The following is an 18,210-nucleotide window of genomic DNA, read 5'->3' as shown; positions in this document are numbered from 1 at the left end:
CAGCACTGCACCCCTATGGAGCGCGTCTCCATAGGGGTGTCGTCTTTTGAAGCTTGGAGCGCACAGGTCGGACAGGGAGTCCATCTATCTGGACCCAGGGTCCAAGGCGTGGCGTGCCTCGGGTGGGAGCGTCCTGCTCCCGCCCTGTAAGTCATCGATTATCCAAGCCTTTGGTGGCAGCAAAGTCCACTTTTGCTGGGAACGGCTGCTGCATCCGAAAGCCAGATACATGCGATTCATCCGACTCCTGTCAGTGTGGTTCTGTTCCTTGCTTTGGGCCTGTATCAACGTGCCGGAAGTCGATGTGGTCCCCCAAACGCCTGACGCAGGTCCTGCGGCTGATGCGGGGGTGTCGACTCCCACGGTGATGCTTGAGTTGTCGCGGACCGTGACGAATAGAGACGTCTGGGTTCGTGCCTCCGTGTCGGGGGATGCGCCAGACGCCGTTGAACTGTTCGTCGACGGGAATTCGGTCGCCTTGCTGCCTCCGCCTCGCTACGAGCTGCGCTGGAGCACGGAGGCTCTGGATGAGGGAATTCATAGCTTTGCAGCGAGGGGCACCATCGGGGAACTCCGGATCATGAGCGATGCGAGCACGCTCACCGTGGACCGGACGGCACCGAGGCTTGTTTCGCAGACCCCCTTGCCGGGGGCTCAGACAGCATTGGTTCGCCATCCCATCCAGGCCGTATTCTCCGAGCCTATTGAGCCCGCCTCTGTCACGACAGACTCCGTGAAGCTCTGGTCGAATGGCAGCGAGGTTCCTGCGGAGTTGCAGCTCTCCCCTGAGCGTACTTCGCTGACGTTGCGGCCTCTGGGGGCCGTTCCGGTCGATACGGTGATGTCCGTGACGCTCACTGAGTCTGTGACGGACGTAGCGGGAAACGCATTTGCCGCCCCCGTGGCCTCCTGGGAGTGGACGTTCCCGGCCTATCTCTCCATGGGCGGTGGTCTTGCTGCTGATCCTGCAGGATATTCCAATGTGTATACGCCGTCGCTTGGGTTTGATGCGGCGGGTGACCCCATTGTTGCGTTTGTTGATGGCGCCAGGCCTGGGAATTGGGGCGTCCATGTCAAACGGTGGAATGGGACTTTGTGGGAGCCGTTGGGAGAGGTGTTGGATGCGAATGACGGTGAGACATTTGTTCACTCATACGTGCTCCAGATTTCTCCAGAAGGAGACCCAGTCGTGGCCTGGACGGAGGGGACGGAGGCTGGGTACATCAATGTGCATGTCCGCCGCTGGTCCGGAAGCCAGTGGGCCGCTGTAGGGGGGCCTGTCGAGACACGCCTGTCACAAGGAATCATCGAGATGTTCCAGTTCAAGGCGAACGCTCGTGGCGACATGGCGATGGCTTTTCGAGAAAAGAACTCGAATCAAGAGTCCCAGATATCGGTCCTGACTTGGGGAGGCTCTGCTTGGGCGCCGATAGGTGGGGCTCTCAAGGTCGACCCCACATGGGAAGTCTCCAATGTGGGGTTGTTGCTGGATGTGTCGGGACGTCCAATTGTCGTCTGGTCCGAGTCCAACCCGGGTTGGAGCGTCTCGAAGACGTATATCCAGAGGTGGAACGGTGGTGCGTGGGAGTCCCTAGTGACGCCCATTGATGGGCCGCATCGCAGATATGGCCTGGATGGGGATGGCAACCTGGTTCGGGCCGTCGCGTATATGGACATCCATGGGGCACAGGCTGGTGGGGTCCAGCGATTTGATGAGGCTCAAGGATGGGTCAACCTTGGTGCGCCTGCCGGCGGCCTGTTTCCGGGGGCTACGGATGCGCTGATCGGGGGGCTTGGTGTCGATACTCAGGGCCGACTGGTTGCGTTGCTGGGCGAGCCTGAGATTGCTGATGGGCCTTGGGTTACCTATCTCCGCCGCTGGGACGGCGTTGCATGGGGACCATTGGGTGGTTTGCTGCGCCCGCTGCCAGGAAGGGTCCCCGTTGGTCATGGTGTTGTTGCGCTGGACGCACACGACCAACCTGTTCTGGCCCGCATAGAGGCGGCCGAAGGCACTCCCAGCCAGCACCACCTCTACGTCTACCGCGCCAACTATTGACCACCCACCATCCACCCCACCTGTTCTCCAATGAACACGTACTGGCACTCCGGTCCGCATTCGTTGAAGAGCCGGGTGGGGTGGGCACGTCGGGAGGGGCGTGTATAGATTGCTCAACGCCCGTTTCAACCCGAGAGGCGTCTGTCCCATGAAGAGCACGGCGATGACAGTCCCGGCAGAAGACATGCCAACCGCCAAGGAGCCCGCGGCGGGGGGGAACAAGAAGCGTGTGCTCGTGGTGGACGACTTCGATGATGCCCGGGAGATGTACGCGGAGTACCTGGAGTTCGTCGGTTTCGAGGTGGACACCGCCCGCAACGGCGTGGAAGCGGTGGAGAAGGCCAGCGAGGGCGAACCCGACATCATCCTGATGGACCTGTCCCTCCCCGTCATGGACGGCTGGGAGGCGACGCGGCGCATCAAGCAGGACTCCCGCACCCGGGACATCCCCGTCATGGCCCTCACCGGCCATGTGCTCGCGGGGAACGCGGAGCATGCCCGGGACGCTGGCGCGGACGAGTTCGTCGCCAAGCCCTGCCTGCCGCAGGATTTGGAGAACAAGATCCGAAACATGCTCAAGCCGAGCAAGGGGAAGGTCCGGGGCGGCTGAGGCCCCAGGACAACACCACTGCTCGGCAACGGACACTCCATCGGCCCTGGCGTCCTGGAGTCTCCTCCCCCGTGGCCCGTTCAGTTGACCCCTGACGGACGGATGCATAGGCACCGGGTGTGGGCTCTCCGGCCGCCTCGCCGCCTCCTGATGCGTGGACTCCTCCCCAGGAGTTCGACGAGTACCGCCTTGTGCGGGCCATCGGGCGTGGGCGCACGGGGCGGGTGTTCCTGGCCCATGACACGTTGCTCGAGCGCCCCGTCGCCGTGAAGTTCATCCCCGCCCTGGGGCCCAACGCCCTGGCGCGGTTCCTCGTGGAGGCCCGGGCGGCCGCGCGCATCCAGCACCCCAATGTCGTCACCCTCTACCGGGTGGGACAATTGGAGGAGCAGCCCTACCTCGTCTCCGAGTTCATCCGGGGGATGAGCCTGGACCGGCTGCCCAAGCCCCAGCCCTGGGAGCGCGTGCTGGCCATGGGGCGGGATCTGGCACGGGGCCTGAGCGCCGCGCACCGGCGCGGGGTGTTGCACCGGGACATCAAGCCCGGCAACGCCGTGCTCACCGAGGCTGGCGAGGTGAAGCTGCTCGACTTCGGCCTCGCGAAGCTCCTGGACCGGGCCGCCGGGGCGGGGGACGGCGCGCCGCCCGCTTCCGGGACTCCGCCGCCGGAGCTGCCTCCTGACCTGGACCCGGAGGCCAGCCCGAACCTGGGCGCGCGCTCGCTGGACGGAATCTTCCTTCCATCGCTGCCGCGCGGCTCGCTGGTGGGGACGCCGTATTACATGTCCCCGGAGGCCTGGGCGGGCGAGGCGCTGACGGCGCGCAGTGACGTGTACTCACTGGGCGTCGTCCTGTACGAGTTGTGCGCGGGCAAGGGCCCCTTCCGGGACGTGCCGTGGCGCGAGCTCCCGGAGCGGGTGCGCCACCGGGATGCCAGACCCCTGGCCCAGGTGGTGGCCGGTGTGGATGCCGGGCTCGCCGCCGTCATCGACAAGTGTCTGCGTCGCGAGCCATCCGAGCGTTACGCCACCGCCTCACAGCTGCTCGATGCCTTGGACGCACTGACGCGTGACGACACCGTCCAGGCGGTGCCGGAGGGCAATCCCTATCGCGGCCTCCAGGCCTTCGAGGCGGAGCACCGCGCCGTCTTCTTCGGCCGCCGCCGCGAGCAGCGCGCGGTGCTGGAGCGGATGCGCTCGGAGCCCTTCCTGCTCATCACCGGTGACTCGGGCGTGGGGAAGTCCTCCCTGTGCCTCGCCGGGCTGCTCCCCGCTGTCAGCGAAGGGGGCCTGGAGGACGGGCGTCGCTGGCGCAGCGTGCGGCTGGTGCCGGGCCGCAGGCCCCTGGCGGCCCTGGTCGCGGCGCTCGCGCCCGTGCTGGAGACGGAAGAGGAGACCCTGGCCGAAGCCCTGCGCGCCGAGCCCACGTCCCTGGTGCGCCGCCTCCGCGTGAAGCTGGGGGCCCAGGAGGGGCTGCTCGTCTACGTGGATCAGCTCGAGGAACTGGTGACGCTGGCGCCGCCGGCCGAGGCGGAGCTGGCGGGACAGGCCCTGGGGGCCCTCGCGGAGGGCGCCAGTGGCGTGCGCCTGCTCGCCACGGGGCGAAGTGACTTCCTCACCCGGCTGTCCGCCGTGCCCGGGCTGGGCGCGGAGGTGCCGCGCGCGCTGTACCTGCTGCGCGCCTTGTCGCCCGAGGAGACACGGGAAGCCGTGACGGGCCCCGCTCGCGTGAAGGGCGTGCGCTTCGAATCCGACGCGCTGGTGGATGCGCTCGTCACCTCCACCCTGTCCGCGGCGGAGGGCGGCCTCCCGGTGCTCCAGTTCGCGCTGGCCGAGATGTGGGAGGCGCGCGACGCGGCGGCGGGTGTCATGACGCAGGCGGTGCTCGATTCGCTGGGCGGCGTGGAGGGCGCGCTCGCGCGGCACGCGGATGCGGCGGTGGCCCGGCTGCTCCCGGACCAGCGGGTGGCGGCCCGGGGCGTGCTCCTGCGGCTCGTCACCGCGGACGGCACCCGCGCGCGGAAGACGGACCGCGAGCTGGTGGGGGACGACGCCCGCTACCGCGCCGCCCTGGAGGCGCTGGTGCACGCGCGGCTGCTCGTGGCGCGCGAGGCCCAGGAGGGCACGTCCTACGAGCTTGCCCACGAGGCGCTGCTCTCCGGCTGGGGCACGCTGGCGCGCTGGCTGGCCGAGGCCTCCGAGCGCCGCGAGGTCCAATCCCGGCTGGAGGCCGCCGCCGCGCACTGGGAGAAGCTGGGCTTCCCGAGCGAATCCCTCTGGGGCCCGCGTCAGCTGGAGGAGACGCAGGTGCTCGACACGGGAGAGCTCACCCGTCGCGAGCGCGACTTCCTGAAGGCCTCGCGCCGCACCATGGTGCGCAGCCGGCGGACGCGGCATGCGCTGGTGGTGGGCTTCGTCGTGTCCCTGGGGCTCGTCTACGGCGGGCTCAAGCTGAGGGAGCGTTGGAGCCTGGACCGGCAGGTGCGCGACGAGTTGGGCCAGGCGGCCCAGGCCTTGAGCGCCGTGCGTCAGGACTGGGGCACGCTGCGCGCCGAGCGTGATGAGGCCTTCCGCCTCTACGACACCGGCCGCCGCGCCGACGCGGACCGGCACTGGAACCGGGCCGGTGCGCAAGCGGGACAGCTGCGCGGCCGCTTCGACGAAGTGGCCGGAAGGCTGGAGCGCGCGCTGGCGTTGGCGCCCGGCCGCGCAGACGTGCGCGAGGCCCTGGCGGACTTCCTCTACGAGCGCGCCCTGTGGGCCGAGCAGGACGAAGACGTCTCGGCGCTGCCCGCGTTGCTCCAGCGTCTGCGGCTTTATGACACGGCGGGCACGCGCTGGCGGCGCTGGAACGCCGCGGCCAGCCTCACCCTGGAGACACCTGTCCCAGGGGCGGAGGTGGAGCTGCGTCCACTGACGCGCGATGCGCAGGGCAGGTTTCAGCTGGGAGAGCCCCTGCAAGCGGACCCGGGGCGCTGGCTGGACGCAGCGGTGGCGCCGGGCACGTACCAGATTTCCGCGCGCTCGCTCGGCTACGAGCCGGTGGTGCAGTGGGTGCTGCTGCGGCGAGGCGAGTCGCGGCGGCTCGGCGTGCCGTTGCCGCGCATGGGCAGCGTGCCGGAGGGCTTCGTCTTCGTGCCGCCGGGCGAGGTGAAGTTCGGCAGCGCGGCCGAGGCCAGCGTGCGCGAGTTCTTCAACGCCGTGCCCCTGCACTCCGTGGACGTCCCCGCCTTCTTGGTGGCCCGGCATGAGGTGACGTATGCCGAGTGGCTGGCCTACGTGGAGGCGCTGCCGCCCGCGCAACGCGCACAGCGGCTGCCGCGCGTGGGAACGGGCGGCTACGCGGGCCTGCTCACGCTGGGGCAGGTGGACGGCGTCTGGCGGTTGCGTTTCCAGCCCGGGAACGAGCCCTACATGGCGCGGGCCGGAGAGCCGCTGCGCTATGCCCGCCGCACGTCGCGCGCGGAACAGGACTGGCTGCGCTTCCCCGTCAGCGGCATCACCTTCGCGGACGCGGAGGCCTATGCCGCGTGGCTGTCGGAGAGCGGCCGCGTCCCTGGCGCTCGGCTCTGCTCGGAGCTGGAGTGGGAGCGCGCGGCGCGCGGCGTGGACGGGCGTGAGTACCCGCATGGCGACACCCTGGCCCCGGACGACGCCAACATCGACACCACCTACGGCAAGCAGCCCGGAGGTTTCGGCCCCGACGAGGTGGGCAGCCACCCCGCCTCGCGCAGTCCCTTCGGCGTGGACGACATGTCCGGCAACGTGTGGGAGTGGACCCGCTCCTGGCTGGAGCCGGGCAAGGCCGTGGCGCGTGGGGGCAGCTTCGCCTTCGCGGCGACCTCGGCGCGCGCCTCCAACCGCGAGCTGCCGGAGCCGTCCCTGCGCGACGTGACGGTGGGCATGCGGGTGTGCGCGGACGTGGCATCCGCCACGCCCCCCTGAGCCCGCCTGCTTGCCCTACATCCGCTCCGCGCGCTACCGGACGGAGGAACCCTGTGTCCGCCCTGGCGTCTGGGGCGGGTGATGCGCAGTGGACGAAGCAAGTGCCTGCGGGTGCTCAGGCGAGTTGCTGGGCGGGCGGCCGCTGCGGACATTGATTCCGTGGTCGGGCCGGGAAGGTGGTGGGTGATGGGTGCTTGGAAGCAGACGGTGGCGGCGCTGGTCAGCGCGGTGAGCATGGCGGGCTGTGCGGGGAACGTGACGGAGCCGGTGGCGCTGCGCTCGGGCGTGGCGGAGCTGGCGGCGCCGAACGGACGGAACCTGAATGGCCGCAACCTGAATGGCCGCAACCTGAACACCCCCGAGCTGGGGCAGTTGCTCGTGTCCGTGGACCTGGCGGGCGCCCGCATCGCGGAGGAAGTCCTCGGCGCGGTGCGGCTGGAGGGCAGCGTCTTCCACGGCGTCGCCTCCAGCGGCCCGGTGTCCGGCCAGTCCTTCCTGGGCGCGCGCTTCACCGGCAACCTGAGCAGTGGTGACACCGTGGAGCTGCGCGTCGACGGCATCGAGCCTGGAGCGGGCGCGGACGCGGACGTCTGGGCGTACCACGTCTCCTACTACGACGCGGCGGATGCCCTCTGGAGGCCCGCGTGCGCGGCGGCGGACGGCTCCGCGCTGGGCGCCATCCCCGTGGCGGGCCGGTGGGACTACCGCCAGGGCGTGGCGGGCGGCGGCGCGAAGGTGGATGACGCCGCGCGCTTCACCTTCGCCTGCGAGGGGGCGGCCATCGCCAAGTGCGTGCGCTTCGGCTACCGGCCCTGGGGCACCACGGCGGACGGTCTGAGCCTGGCGGACCACCATCAGGCGTGCACGCGCATGGTGCGCGCGGACTTCTGCGGCGACGGCACGTCGCACACCACGGATGGCCAGTGGGTGAACCTCCATGACGGCGTGAACGTGCAGACGGATACGGAGGCGTGGCTGCACGAGGCCGAGTGGGACGCCGACGGTGCGCGCTGCTTCACGCAGACGACGCGCGCGGCACAGGCCGTGAGCTGCCCGGGGCAGACGCAGCTCACCCAATGCGGCAAGTGGGCCCACTTCCAGGCCGGCACGCTCATCATGAGCGAGGTCCCTCCCGCGCAGTAGGCGCCGTCCGCTTGGCGTGCCTGAGAAGGCTCGCCAGCCCGTCAGCCCGGCCTGCTTGCTGGCGGTGGACCTCGTTGTCCTCGGCTACCGGGGGCAGGGGGCCGACACCATGGTTAGCCGGCTCGCCGTGGGGGGCGGGGATGGGAGACGCGCTGTGAGACGGGCTCGAATACGACAGGTCTTCGGCGGAACCTCGGCGGGGATTCTGATGGGGCTCTGCGCCCTGTCCGGTTGCCGCGAGGGTGGGGAAGCCGCGCCCGCGCCTCGACAAGAGGAGCTGGAGGTGACGCTGGGCCCGGAGAACGTGGCCCGCGCCGAGGTGCGGCAGCTGCGCTCCGGTCCTGGCATCTCCGGCAACCTGCAGGCGCGCACGGCGGCGGCGGTGCGCGCGGAAGTGGGCGGCACCATCCTCGACATCAAGGCCCAGCAGGGCCAGGTGGTGAAGAAGGGGGAGGAGCTGGCGCGCATCGAGGACGTCACGCTGAAGGACCAGCTCATCGCGGCGTCGGCGGCGGTCCGCACGGCCCGCAGCGCGCTCCAGGTGGCCGAGGCCGAGCAGGAGCGCGCCACGAGGCTGTCCAAGGCGGGCGTCATCACCCAGCGCGACTTCGAGCGGGCGGAGCTCTCCGTGGAGCAGGCCAAGGGGCAGCTCGCGGAGGCGCGCTCCCGGCATGCCCTGGCGCAGGAGCAGCTCAACCGCGCGCGCGTCGTGGCGCCCTTCGCGGGCGTGGTGAGTGAGCGGCAGGCCAGCGCGGGTGACGTCGTCCAGCCCAGCGCGCCGCTCTTCACGGTGGTGGATCCGCGCACGTTGCGCCTGGAGGCCTCCGTGCCCGCCGCGCAGCTCGAACAGGTGAAGGTGGACACGCCGGTGGAGTTCCACGTGACGGGCTACGGGGACCGCGCCTTCCGCGGCACGGTGGAGCGCATCAACCCGGTGGTGGACCCGGCCACCGGCCAGGTCCGCATCTACGTGGCCATTCCCAACACGGACCTCCAACTGCTGGCCGGCCTCTTCGCGGAGGGACGCGTGGCCTCGAAGGGCACGCAGGCGGTCGCGATTCCCATCGACGCCATCGACGACACGGGGACCGAGCCCGCCGTGCTGCGCATCCAGGAAGGGCGCGTGCAGCGGGTGAACGTCACATTGGGCCTGCGCGACGAGGTGGCGCGGCAGGTCGAGGTCCGCTCAGGCCTGGAGGACGGCGACGTGGTGCTGCTGGGCGCCGCGCGGAGCGAGGTGGTGGAGGGCGGGCGCGTGAAGGTGTCGCCCCCGCGGCCTGACTCGAAGCCCGTGGAGGAGGCGGGGCCCGGCGTTGGGGGCTCGGAGGCACCGCCGCCTTCGTCGTCGGGAGCAATGCAGCCCACGCCGCGGCCCGCGTCCACGCAACCACCGGCGGAGGACGCTGCGCCGTCCCACTGATGCGCCAAGCCTGGAGTCACGTCCGTGTTCATCTCAGACTTCGCCATCAAGCGTCCCATCATCACCATCACCTCGATGCTGGCGCTGGTGGTCTTCGGTCTCGTGTCGCTGGGACTCCTGGAGACCGACGAGTTTCCCGACGTCCAGCCCCCGGTGGTGAGCGTCACCATCGTCTATCCAGGCGCTTCACCCGAGACGGTGGAGCGGGAAATCCTCGAGCCCATCGAGGACGCCATCTTCGCCATCAGCGGCGTGGACCCGAAGGAGACGACGTCCATCGCCACCGACGGCCTGGCGTCCTTCACGGTGTTCTTCGACTTCGAGAAGGACATCCAGGAAGCGACGCAAGACATCCGGGACGCCATCTCCAGCAAGCGCGCGGACCTGCCACAGGAGATGGAGGAGCCCATCCTCACGCGCTTCGACCCGGCGGACCAGCCCATCGTGTCGCTGACGCTCACCTCGGAAGGGTTGGACGTTGCGGCGCTGTCCTTGGTGGCGGACCCGACGGTGGTGGGCGAGCTGCGCTCGGTGCCCGGCGTCGCCCAGGCGGAGGTCGTCGGTGACGTGGCGCGGGAGATGACGGTGCAGCTCAAGCCCGAGGCGCTCCAGGCCGCGGGCTTGTCGGTGGCGGAGGTGGTGGCGGCGCTCCAGGCGCAGAACCTGGCGGCGCCGGTGGGCCGCATCAACGCGCCGCTGACGGAGGAGTCCATCCGCCTCAAGGGACGCCTGGAGAAGGTGGAGGACTTCCGGACCATGGTGGTGGCCTCGCGCAACGGTCAGGCCATCCGCCTGGAGCAGGTGGCGGACGTCTTCGTCGGCGCCGAGGAGCCACGCACGCTGGCGCTCTTCAACGGCGCCCAGGCGGTGGGCATCGACGTGCTCAAGGCCCGGGGCTACAGCACCACCGAGGTCGCGGACGCCGTGCGTGAGCGGGTGCAGGCGCTCCAGCAGCGGCTCCCCGCGGGCGTGAAGCTCGAAATCGTGCGCGACGCCGGCGTCCGCGTGGAGAACGCCGTGCACAACGTGCAGTCCGCGCTGGTGGAAGGCGCGCTGCTCACGGTGCTGGTCGTCTTCGTCTTCCTCAACTCGTGGCGCTCCACCGTCATCACCGGTCTGGCGCTGCCGGTGAGCGTGCTGGCGTCCTTCATCAGCGTGTGGGCCTTCGGCTTCACGCTCAACACCATGTCGCTCTTGGGCCTGACGCTGGCCATCGGCATCCTCATCGACGACGCCATCGTCGTGCGAGAGAACATCGTCCGCCACGTGGAGATGGGGAAGGACCACTACACGGCGTCACGCGAGGGCACCTCGGAGATCGGCCTCGCGGTTTCGGCGACCACCTTCTCCATTGTCGCCGTCTTCGTGCCCGTGGCCTTCATGTACGGCGTGGCCGGCCAGTGGTTCAAGCCCTTCGCCCTCACCATCGCCTGCGCGGTGCTGGTGTCGCTGTTCGTGTCCTTCTCGCTGGACCCGATGCTGAGCGCGTACTGGCCGGAGCCGCCCAGGAAGGAGAACCCGGGCTTCATCACCCGGACGCTGAACCGCTTCAACGCCTGGTTCGACCGGCAGGCGGAGCGCTACAAGCACGTCATCGCCTGGGCGCTGGACCACCGGCTGGTGATGGTGCTGGTGGCGGTGGGCTCGTTGGTGGGCGCGTTGGTGCTCCAGGGCACCGTGGGCGGCGCCGGCTTCGTGCCGGTGAGCGACCGCGCGGAGGTGGAACTGCTGGTGGAGACGCCGCCGGGCTCCAGCCTGGAGTACACGCGGCGCAAGGTGGACGAGGTGACGCGCACCCTGCGCGCCCACCCGGAGGTGGACTACACCTACGCCACCATCGGCGTGCCCCTGGCGCTCAGCGCGCCCGGCGTGGACCAGGCCCTGGTGTACGTGCGGCTCAAGCCGAAGGCGGAGCGCGACGTGAGCCAGGACGCCTTGGGCGTCCAGTTCCGCGAGGAGATGAAGCGCATCGGCGGCGCCACCGTCTCCGTCTTCACCTCGGGCTTCGGTGGAGCCTTCAAGCAGCTCCAGTACGAGCTGCGCGGTCCGGACCAGCGGGTGCTCACGCAGCTGGCGCAGCAGGTCCAGAAGGAAGTGGCGCAGGTGTCCGGCGCGGTGGACGTGGGCCTGTCCACGCGAGGGCAGAAGCCGGAGCTGGAGGTGGAGCTGAATCGCGGGCTCGCCGGACAGTTGGGCGTGACGGTGGGGCAGGTGGCCCAGGCGCTGCGGCCGGCCTTCGCGGGCCTGGACGTGGGGGACTGGGTGGACCCCATCGGGGAGACGCGAGACGTCATGGTGCGGCTGGCTCCGGGGGCGCGTGACAACCCCAATGACTTGTCGCAACTGCCCATCTCCGTGGGCGCGGCGGCGGGCGGTCCGCCCCGGCTGGTGCCGCTGGGGCAGGTGGCGGACATCCGTCAAACATTGGGTCCGGCGCAGGTGACGCACTTGAACCGTGAGCGCGTCATCAACGTCCAGGCGAACGTGCAGGGGCGCTCGTTGTCGGAGGTGGGCGCGGACATCCAGAAGCGGCTGGACGGCGTGAAGCTGCCGCCGGGCTACACGCTGACGACGGGCGGCGAGTCCGCGGACCAGGCCGAGGTGTTCATGCGCGTGTTCATCGCGCTCGGCATGGCGTTGATGCTGATGTACCTCATCCTGGTCATCCAGTTCGGCTCCTTCCTGGACCCGTTGGCCATCCTCATCTCGCTGCCGCTGTCGCTCATCGGCGTGGTGCTGGCGCTGCTCATCACCGGCGACACGCTCAACCTCATGAGCCTCATCGGCATCATGCTGCTGATGGGAATTGTCGCGAAGAACGCCATCCTCCTCATCGACTTCGCCAAGTGGTCGCACGAGAAGGGCATGCCCCTGCGCGAGGCGCTCATCGAAGCGGGCCGCATCCGTCTGCGCCCCATCATCATGACGACCTTCGCGCTGGTGGCGGGCATGGTGCCGGTGGCCATCGGCGCGGGCGAGGGCGGCGACTTCCGCGCGCCGCTGGGACGCGCGGTGATTGGCGGCACGCTGACGTCCACGCTGCTGACACTGCTGGTGATTCCCACGGTGTACGAAATCCTGGTGGACGGCCGGACGTGGTCCACCCGCATGCTGCGCAAGCTCTTCCGGATGAAGCCTCCCGAACAGCGGCCTCACGTTCCGGGAGGGGGCGGCGGCCGTGGAGAGCCCCGGCCCGCCCCTCAGGCGCGCCACGATTGAGGGCTCGGCAACGAACGGGCGGGTTCGGGACGACAGGACGGTTGGCGCATCGCACCCGGGGCCGTAGGGTCAGCCCCTTCCGCCATGTCTCGCGCCTTGCTGCCTGAAAATCACCACCGACTCGTCACCGAAGCCCTGGCCGCGCTCGACGTCCGCAACTGGGTGCTCAGCATCCATGACCCGAGCTTCCCCAGCCTTCCAGAAGAGGACACGGGCTGGGGCTCGCCTTACTCGGAAGGGGCGGCGCGCTTCCTCGCGTTCGCCCGGGAGCTGGGCTTCAACGGCATCCAGCTGGGGCCGCAGGGGCAGGTGACGGAGTTCAACGCCTCGCCGTATGACGGCACGCTCTTCTCGCGAAACCTCCTCAACGTGGCGCTCGCGCCGCTGGAGGCCCCCGAGCCCTGGGGCGCGCTGCTGCCACCGGGCCGCGTGGCGCAGCTCGCCGCCAGCCGCCCTTCGGCGCTGCCCCCCGGAGCGCGCTTCCGTCACGCCTTCCGCGCGCAGACCACCCTGCTGAACGAAGCGTGGCGCACCTTCCAACAGAAGCGTGCGGCGCCGGACGCGGCTCCGGCCATCCAGGCACTGGCCTCGCGCTTCGACACCTTCCGTCAGCAGCACCGGGCCTGGCTGGTGCGGGACGCCCTCTTCGACGTGCTGTGCGAGGAGAAGCGCGAGCCGGACTGGCGGCGCTGGGCGGACTCGCTGGACGGTCGGCTGTGGAACCCCCGTCCGGAGGAGGAGGCGGCGGCCGTCGCGCGCCTGACGCAGTTGGAGCTGCGCTACGCGGACACGCTGGAGCGCTACGCCTTCTGTCAGTTCCTGGTCCATGCGCAGCACCAAGGCCTGCGCGAGCGCGTGGGCGCATGGCGGTTGAAGCTGTACGGCGACCTCCAGATTGGCCTGTCGCCGCGCGACGCGTGGGCCTGGCAGGGCCTCTTCCTGCGCACCTACCTCATGGGCGCCCCGCCCAGCAGGACGAACCCGGACGGCCAGCCGTGGAACTATCCGGTGATGGACCCGGAGCAGTACTTCGAGCCGGACGACGCCGGGACGAACGCCGGGAGCCGCAACGGGCCCGTGCTGCGCTTCATGAACGCGCGCATGGACAAGATGCTCGGCGAATACGACGGGCTGCGGCTGGACCATCCGCACGGGCTGGTGTGCCCGTGGGTGTACCGCGCGGACCTGCCGGACGCGCTGTGGTCCGTGCAACATGGAGCGCGGCTCTTCTCCTCACCGGACCTGCCGGACCACCCGGAGCTGGCGCACTTCGCGCTCGTGCGCCCGGAGCAGGTGGACCGCGCCGTGCCGCGCTACGCGGACCGCTGGGTGAAGGACCTCACGCCTGAACAGGTGCGCCGCTACAGCGTCCTCTTCGACACGGTGGTGGAGGCGTCCCGGCGCAACGGGCGGCAAGTGGGCGACTTGCTCGCGGAGGTGCTCAGCACGCTGCCGTACCCGCTGGAGCGCGTGCTGGCGCAGTACGGCCTGGGCCGCTTCCGCGTGACGCAGAAGGCGGACCTGCACGACCCGTCGGACGTGTACCGCAGTGAGAACGTGGGCCCGGAGGATTGGGTGATGGTGGGCAACCACGACACGAAGTCCCTCTGGCGCCTGGTGGCGGACTGGCAATGGAAGGGCTCGCTGCACGCGCAGGCGGAGTACCTGGCCGCGCGCTTGTGCCCCGAGCCCGCGGAGCGCGAGGCCTTCGCGCGCGAGCTGTCCACGAGCCCGGGACGGTTGGCGCAGGCGAAGGTGGCGGACCTGTTCGCCAGCCGAGCGCGCAACGTGATGATGTTCTTCACCGACCTGCTCGGGATGTCGGAGACGTACAACGCGCCCGGCACGGTGGATGAGCGCAACTGGTCCCTGCGCGTGCCCCAGGACTGGGCGCGGGAGTACCGCGAGCGGTTGAAGGGAGACGCCGCGGTGAACCTGCCCGCGGCGCTCGCCATGGCGCTGCGGGCGCAGGGGGCTTTGGCGCGCGCGCGGCATCAGCGCTTGCTGGAAGGACTGGACGCGCTGGCCCGGGAGCTGCGGGCCGGGTGACGCTTGGGCCCTCAGTGCTTCACGTCCACCACGAGGCGAGTGGGGTCGCGCAGCTCCATGACGCGGAAGTCGGTGGGGGCCTTGTTTCCCAGCACCCACGTCACCTCGGCCTCGAAGTCACACGTGCGCACCAGCTCCAGCAGGGTGGGCAGCTTGGGCTTCATCTCCAGCGCGGCCACGGTGGCCCGGCCCTGGTCGTCATGGCCACGCGCGGGGGTCAGCATGACTTGGAGGAAGCCCTTGCCGGCCAGCGGCGTCTCGTCCCCGGAGCCACACTGGATGATGGGCTTGTCCACGTACTGGAGCTGGTAGCCGGGGACCTGCGACCCGTCGAACTCGAACACCACGCGGTCGAAGTCGGCATGCGTGCCAGCGCGCACCGAGCGCAGCGTCACCGTCTGGGCCGGGCGCCGCTTCATCGACACCGGGGTGGTGGTCCACTCGCGGTTCTTCGGGTCCTCGGCGGGAGCGTCTCCCGCGGGGGCGTCCGAAGGCGGCTCTGTCTCACTCGGAGGCGCGCCGGCCACTTCCTCATCACCCATCGAGGCCGTGTGCACGGGTGGCTTGGCGGCGGCCTCGCCCTCGCGGGGAATGGTGCCCAGGGGCGGCGAGGTGGGCGGCGCTTGGACCTCGGGCTGGGGCTGCGCGCCGGTGGGCGCCGCGGCGGGTTCCTCCTTCTTGGAGCACCCGGCGAACGCCAGACACCCGGCCAACCACAGCGACGTCATCCTGCGTCCGGACCGCGTCATCATTCCCCTCCTGCCAGGGCCTGCGAGTTCGGGACTGCGGCCCCTCGTCTCGCACGAGCGGCGGCCCGGGGGCCAGTGTCACGAGGGGAAAGCGGGCAAAGATAACACCCGTGGACGGCCCCGGGAGCGCTGGAAATTTCCACGGAGAACCGGTTGCCCCGGAGGGCCACCGTCACCACGAATGGATGACACAGGACGATGGGGCCGCGACTATCGTCCGCGCCGCAAGTCGTCCGCGCGGCCCCCGAACGCGCACGCACCGGAAAGCATCCCCCATGGCCCCCCTCGACCTGACCTCTCTTCCCCGCCCCTCCAAGGACGACGCCACCGTGGGAACGATGGCGCGTGGCATCGTCGGCAGCGAAATCCTCCGCATCGCGGCGGAGATTCGCGAGCGGATCGCCGAGGGCCAGAAGGTGTGCAACCTCACCGTGGGCGACTTCAACCCGCGCGAGTTCCCCATCCCCGACCCGCTGCGGGAGCACATCACCGCCGCGCTCCAGGCGGGCGAGACGAACTACCCACCGTCGGATGGCGTGCTGGAGCTCCGTCAGGCCGTGCAGCGCTTCTATGAGCGCTCGCTGGGCCTGAAGTACCCGCTGGAGGGCATCGTCATCGCGGGAGGCGCGCGGCCCATCATCTACGGCACGTACCGCAGCGTGCTGGACGCGGGGGAGACGGTCGTCTACCCGGTGCCCTCGTGGAACAACAACCACTACGCGCACATGATGGACGCGAAGAGCGCGGTGGTGGTGACGGACGCCGCGCGGGGCTTCATGCCCACCGTGGAGCAGCTGGCGCCGCACCTGGGCGCCGCGCGCCTCTTGTGCCTGTGCAGCCCGCTCAACCCCACCGGCACCATGATTGAGCCGGATGCGCTGGGCGCCATCTGCGAGCGCGTCGTCGCGGAGAACCGCGAGCGCGAGAAGCAGGGCCGCAAGCCGCTCATCCTCATGTATGACCAGATTTACTGGGTGCTGAGCTTCGGCGCGGCCCGGCACGTCACGCCGGTGTCGCTGGTGCCGGAGGTGGCGCCGTACACGGTGTTCGTGGACGGCATCTCCAAGGCCTTCGCCGCCACGGGCGTGCGCGTGGGCTGGGGCGTGGGGCCGCCGACCATCATCGCTCGCATGCGGGACGTGCTCGGCCACGTGGGCGCCTGGGCCCCCAAGGCGGAGCAGGTCGCGGTGGCGCGCTACCTCGACGACACGGCGGCGACGGAGACCTTCCTGGAGGGGATGCGCAAGTCCGTGGAAGCGCGGCTGGAAGCCTTGCACAAGGGGCTCACGCGCATGCGCGAGGCGGGGCTGCCGGTGCAGCACATCGCGCCCCAGGGCGCCATCTACCTGTCGGTGCGCTTCGACCTGGTGGGCAAGGGGGGCCTGCGCTCCAACAATGACATCCGCAAGCTCCTGTTGGAGAAGGCGAACCTGGGCGTGGTGCCCTTCCAGGCCTTCGGACTGGACGCGGACACGGGCTGGTTCCGCCTGTCGGTGGGGGCCACGTCGGTGAAGGAAATCGAGGAGGCGCTGCCCCGGGTGGAGGCGGCGCTCCGCGAGGTCCTCTCTTCCGGCGCGTAATCCTTGCGACATCTTCCCGCCGCGCTCGTTCCATCATGGAGGTCCTGGGAATACGTTGCCCGGGGCCTCGTTGGGCCGCTCACGTGAATTCCTCCATGCTCAGGCGATTCGTGGACGTTCGGGACGAGGAAGTCGGCGCCGTCCGCTGGTCGTTCCTGTATTTCTTCACCCTGATGTGTGGCTACGCCATCCTCCGGCCCATCCGCAACGAGATGGGCACGGCGGGCAGCGTGAAGGGCTTGGATTGGCTCTTCACCGCCACCTTCCTGGTGATGCTCGCGGCGGTGCCTGCCTTTTCCGCCCTGGTGTCGCGTTGGCCCCGGCGGGTGGTGATTCCTCGCATCTACCGCTTCTTCCTGCTCAACCTGCTGGGCTTCTTCGTGCTCTTGAAGCTCGGGGTGGCGCGGGAGGCGGTGGCGCGCGTCTTCTATGTCTGGTTGAGCGTCTACAACCTGTTCGTCGTCTCCATCTTCTGGAGCTTCATGGCGGACGTCTTCGCCAGCGGACAGAGCAAGCGGCTCTTCGGCTTCATCGCCGCGGGTGGCACCACGGGCATGCTGGTGGGGCCCTTCCTGGTGGGGCGGCTCGCCGAGCCGGTGGGCCCGGTGAATCTCATCCTCATCTCGGTGGTGCTGTTGGAGGTGAGCGCACAGTGTGTGCGCCGGCTGAGCGGCTGGGCCCAGGACGTCCAGCAGCAGCCCGCGGCGGCGCAGGGCCCGGTGGGCGGCGGCGTGCTCGCGGGGTTGCGGCTCATCGTGACGTCGCCGTTCCTGCTGGCGCTGGGGCTCCAGGTGCTGCTCTACGCGGCGACCTCCACGTTCCTCTACTTCCAGGAGGTGCGGCTCGTCGCCGCGCTCGGCAACGACGCGGCCAGCCGTACCGCCCTCTTCGGTGACATCGACTTCTACGTGCAACTGGCGACGCTGGGGTTGCAGACGCTCGTCACGGGGCGCGTCATCTCCTGGCTGGGGCTGGGGGCAGGGCTCGCCGTGGCGCCGGTGGTGACGGGCCTGGGCTTCCTGGGGCTGGCCGCCATGCCGGTGCTGACGGTGCTCATCCTGTTCAAGGCGGTGCGCGGCGCCAGCCACTACGCGCTGGAGCGGCCCTCGCGCGAGGTCCTCTTCACCACCGTGGACCGCGAGGCGCGCTACAAGTCGAAGAGCTTCATCGACACGGTGGTGTACCGCGGCAGCGACACGGTGAGCGCCTGGCTCCAGGGGGGCCTCACGAAGCTGGGCCTGGGCATGACGGGCCTGTCGCTGGCGGCGGTGCCCCTGGCCGGGCTGTGGCTGGGCGTGTCGCTGTATCTCGCGCGTCACCAGCGGAGGCTGGCGGAGCCGGTGCCGGCCGCCGCGCCCGAGGCGCCGGTGTCCGAAGAGGTCGCGGCCCGCTAGCGGTCATCCACACGAAGTCAGTCCACACACGCAGGAGGAATCC

The 18,210-nt window shown here is 69.9% G+C and carries 10 protein-coding genes; 9 read left to right on the top strand and 1 reads right to left on the bottom strand.

Annotated elements, in window-relative coordinates:
- Positions 1-388 precede the first annotated feature (388 nt).
- The 7 genes from BLU09_RS05515 (at position 389) to BLU09_RS05485 (ending at position 14,444) form a co-directional block, all read left to right on the top strand.
- Entirely contained in the window at positions 389-2,059 is a 1,671-nt protein-coding gene (locus BLU09_RS05515; protein WP_167371027.1) for an Ig-like domain-containing protein, read from the top strand.
- Between the two features lie 148 nt (positions 2,060-2,207).
- Positions 2,208-2,669 (top strand): response regulator, encoded by a 462-nt coding sequence (locus tag BLU09_RS05510; protein ID WP_090486438.1) that lies wholly within the window; start codon positions 2,208-2,210, stop codon positions 2,667-2,669.
- 119 nt (positions 2,670-2,788) lie between these two features.
- Positions 2,789-6,613: an nSTAND1 domain-containing NTPase gene (locus BLU09_RS05505; RefSeq protein ID WP_090486435.1), complete on the top strand. Its 3,825-nt coding sequence runs from the start codon at positions 2,789-2,791 to the stop codon at positions 6,611-6,613.
- Between the two features lie 78 nt (positions 6,614-6,691).
- Complete coding sequence (locus BLU09_RS05500) at positions 6,692-7,756, top strand: ADYC domain-containing protein (protein WP_090486434.1); 1,065 nt, start codon at positions 6,692-6,694, stop codon at positions 7,754-7,756.
- Between the two features lie 208 nt (positions 7,757-7,964).
- The gene (locus BLU09_RS05495; RefSeq protein WP_244171433.1) at positions 7,965-9,176 is read left to right on the top strand and encodes an efflux RND transporter periplasmic adaptor subunit; all 1,212 of its coding nucleotides are present in this window, start codon (positions 7,965-7,967) and stop codon (positions 9,174-9,176) included.
- A gap of 24 nt (positions 9,177-9,200) precedes the next feature.
- Positions 9,201-12,395 carry an efflux RND transporter permease subunit gene (locus BLU09_RS05490; RefSeq protein WP_090486427.1) on the top strand — a complete coding sequence of 1,065 codons (3,195 nt, stop codon included), beginning with the start codon at positions 9,201-9,203 and terminating at the stop codon, positions 12,393-12,395.
- A gap of 84 nt (positions 12,396-12,479) precedes the next feature.
- On the top strand, positions 12,480-14,444 hold the full coding sequence (locus BLU09_RS05485) for a 4-alpha-glucanotransferase (protein WP_090486424.1): 1,965 nt from the start codon (positions 12,480-12,482) through the stop codon (positions 14,442-14,444).
- An 11-nt stretch (positions 14,445-14,455) separates the two neighbouring features.
- Here BLU09_RS05485 and BLU09_RS05480 read toward each other — a convergent pair whose 3' ends face one another.
- Entirely contained in the window at positions 14,456-15,193 is a 738-nt protein-coding gene (locus BLU09_RS05480; RefSeq protein WP_425270573.1) for an AMIN-like domain-containing (lipo)protein, read from the bottom strand.
- 275 nt (positions 15,194-15,468) lie between these two features.
- On the opposite strand from BLU09_RS05480, the gene BLU09_RS05475 reads away from it, so the two are divergent.
- Both BLU09_RS05475 and BLU09_RS05470 read left to right on the top strand, forming a co-directional pair.
- Positions 15,469-16,773: a pyridoxal phosphate-dependent aminotransferase gene (locus tag BLU09_RS05475; protein WP_090486419.1), complete on the top strand. Its 1,305-nt coding sequence runs from the start codon at positions 15,469-15,471 to the stop codon at positions 16,771-16,773.
- A 95-nt stretch (positions 16,774-16,868) separates the two neighbouring features.
- Positions 16,869-18,167 (top strand): NTP/NDP exchange transporter, encoded by a 1,299-nt coding sequence (locus BLU09_RS05470; RefSeq protein ID WP_244171432.1) that lies wholly within the window; start codon positions 16,869-16,871, stop codon positions 18,165-18,167.
- Positions 18,168-18,210: the final 43 nt, after the last annotated feature.

Source organism: Myxococcus virescens, from assembly GCF_900101905.1.
Taxonomy (GTDB): Bacteria; Myxococcota; Myxococcia; order Myxococcales; family Myxococcaceae; genus Myxococcus; species Myxococcus virescens.
Note: the sequence above shows the minus strand (reverse complement) of the source record. Positions and strands in the feature narration are given on the sequence as shown.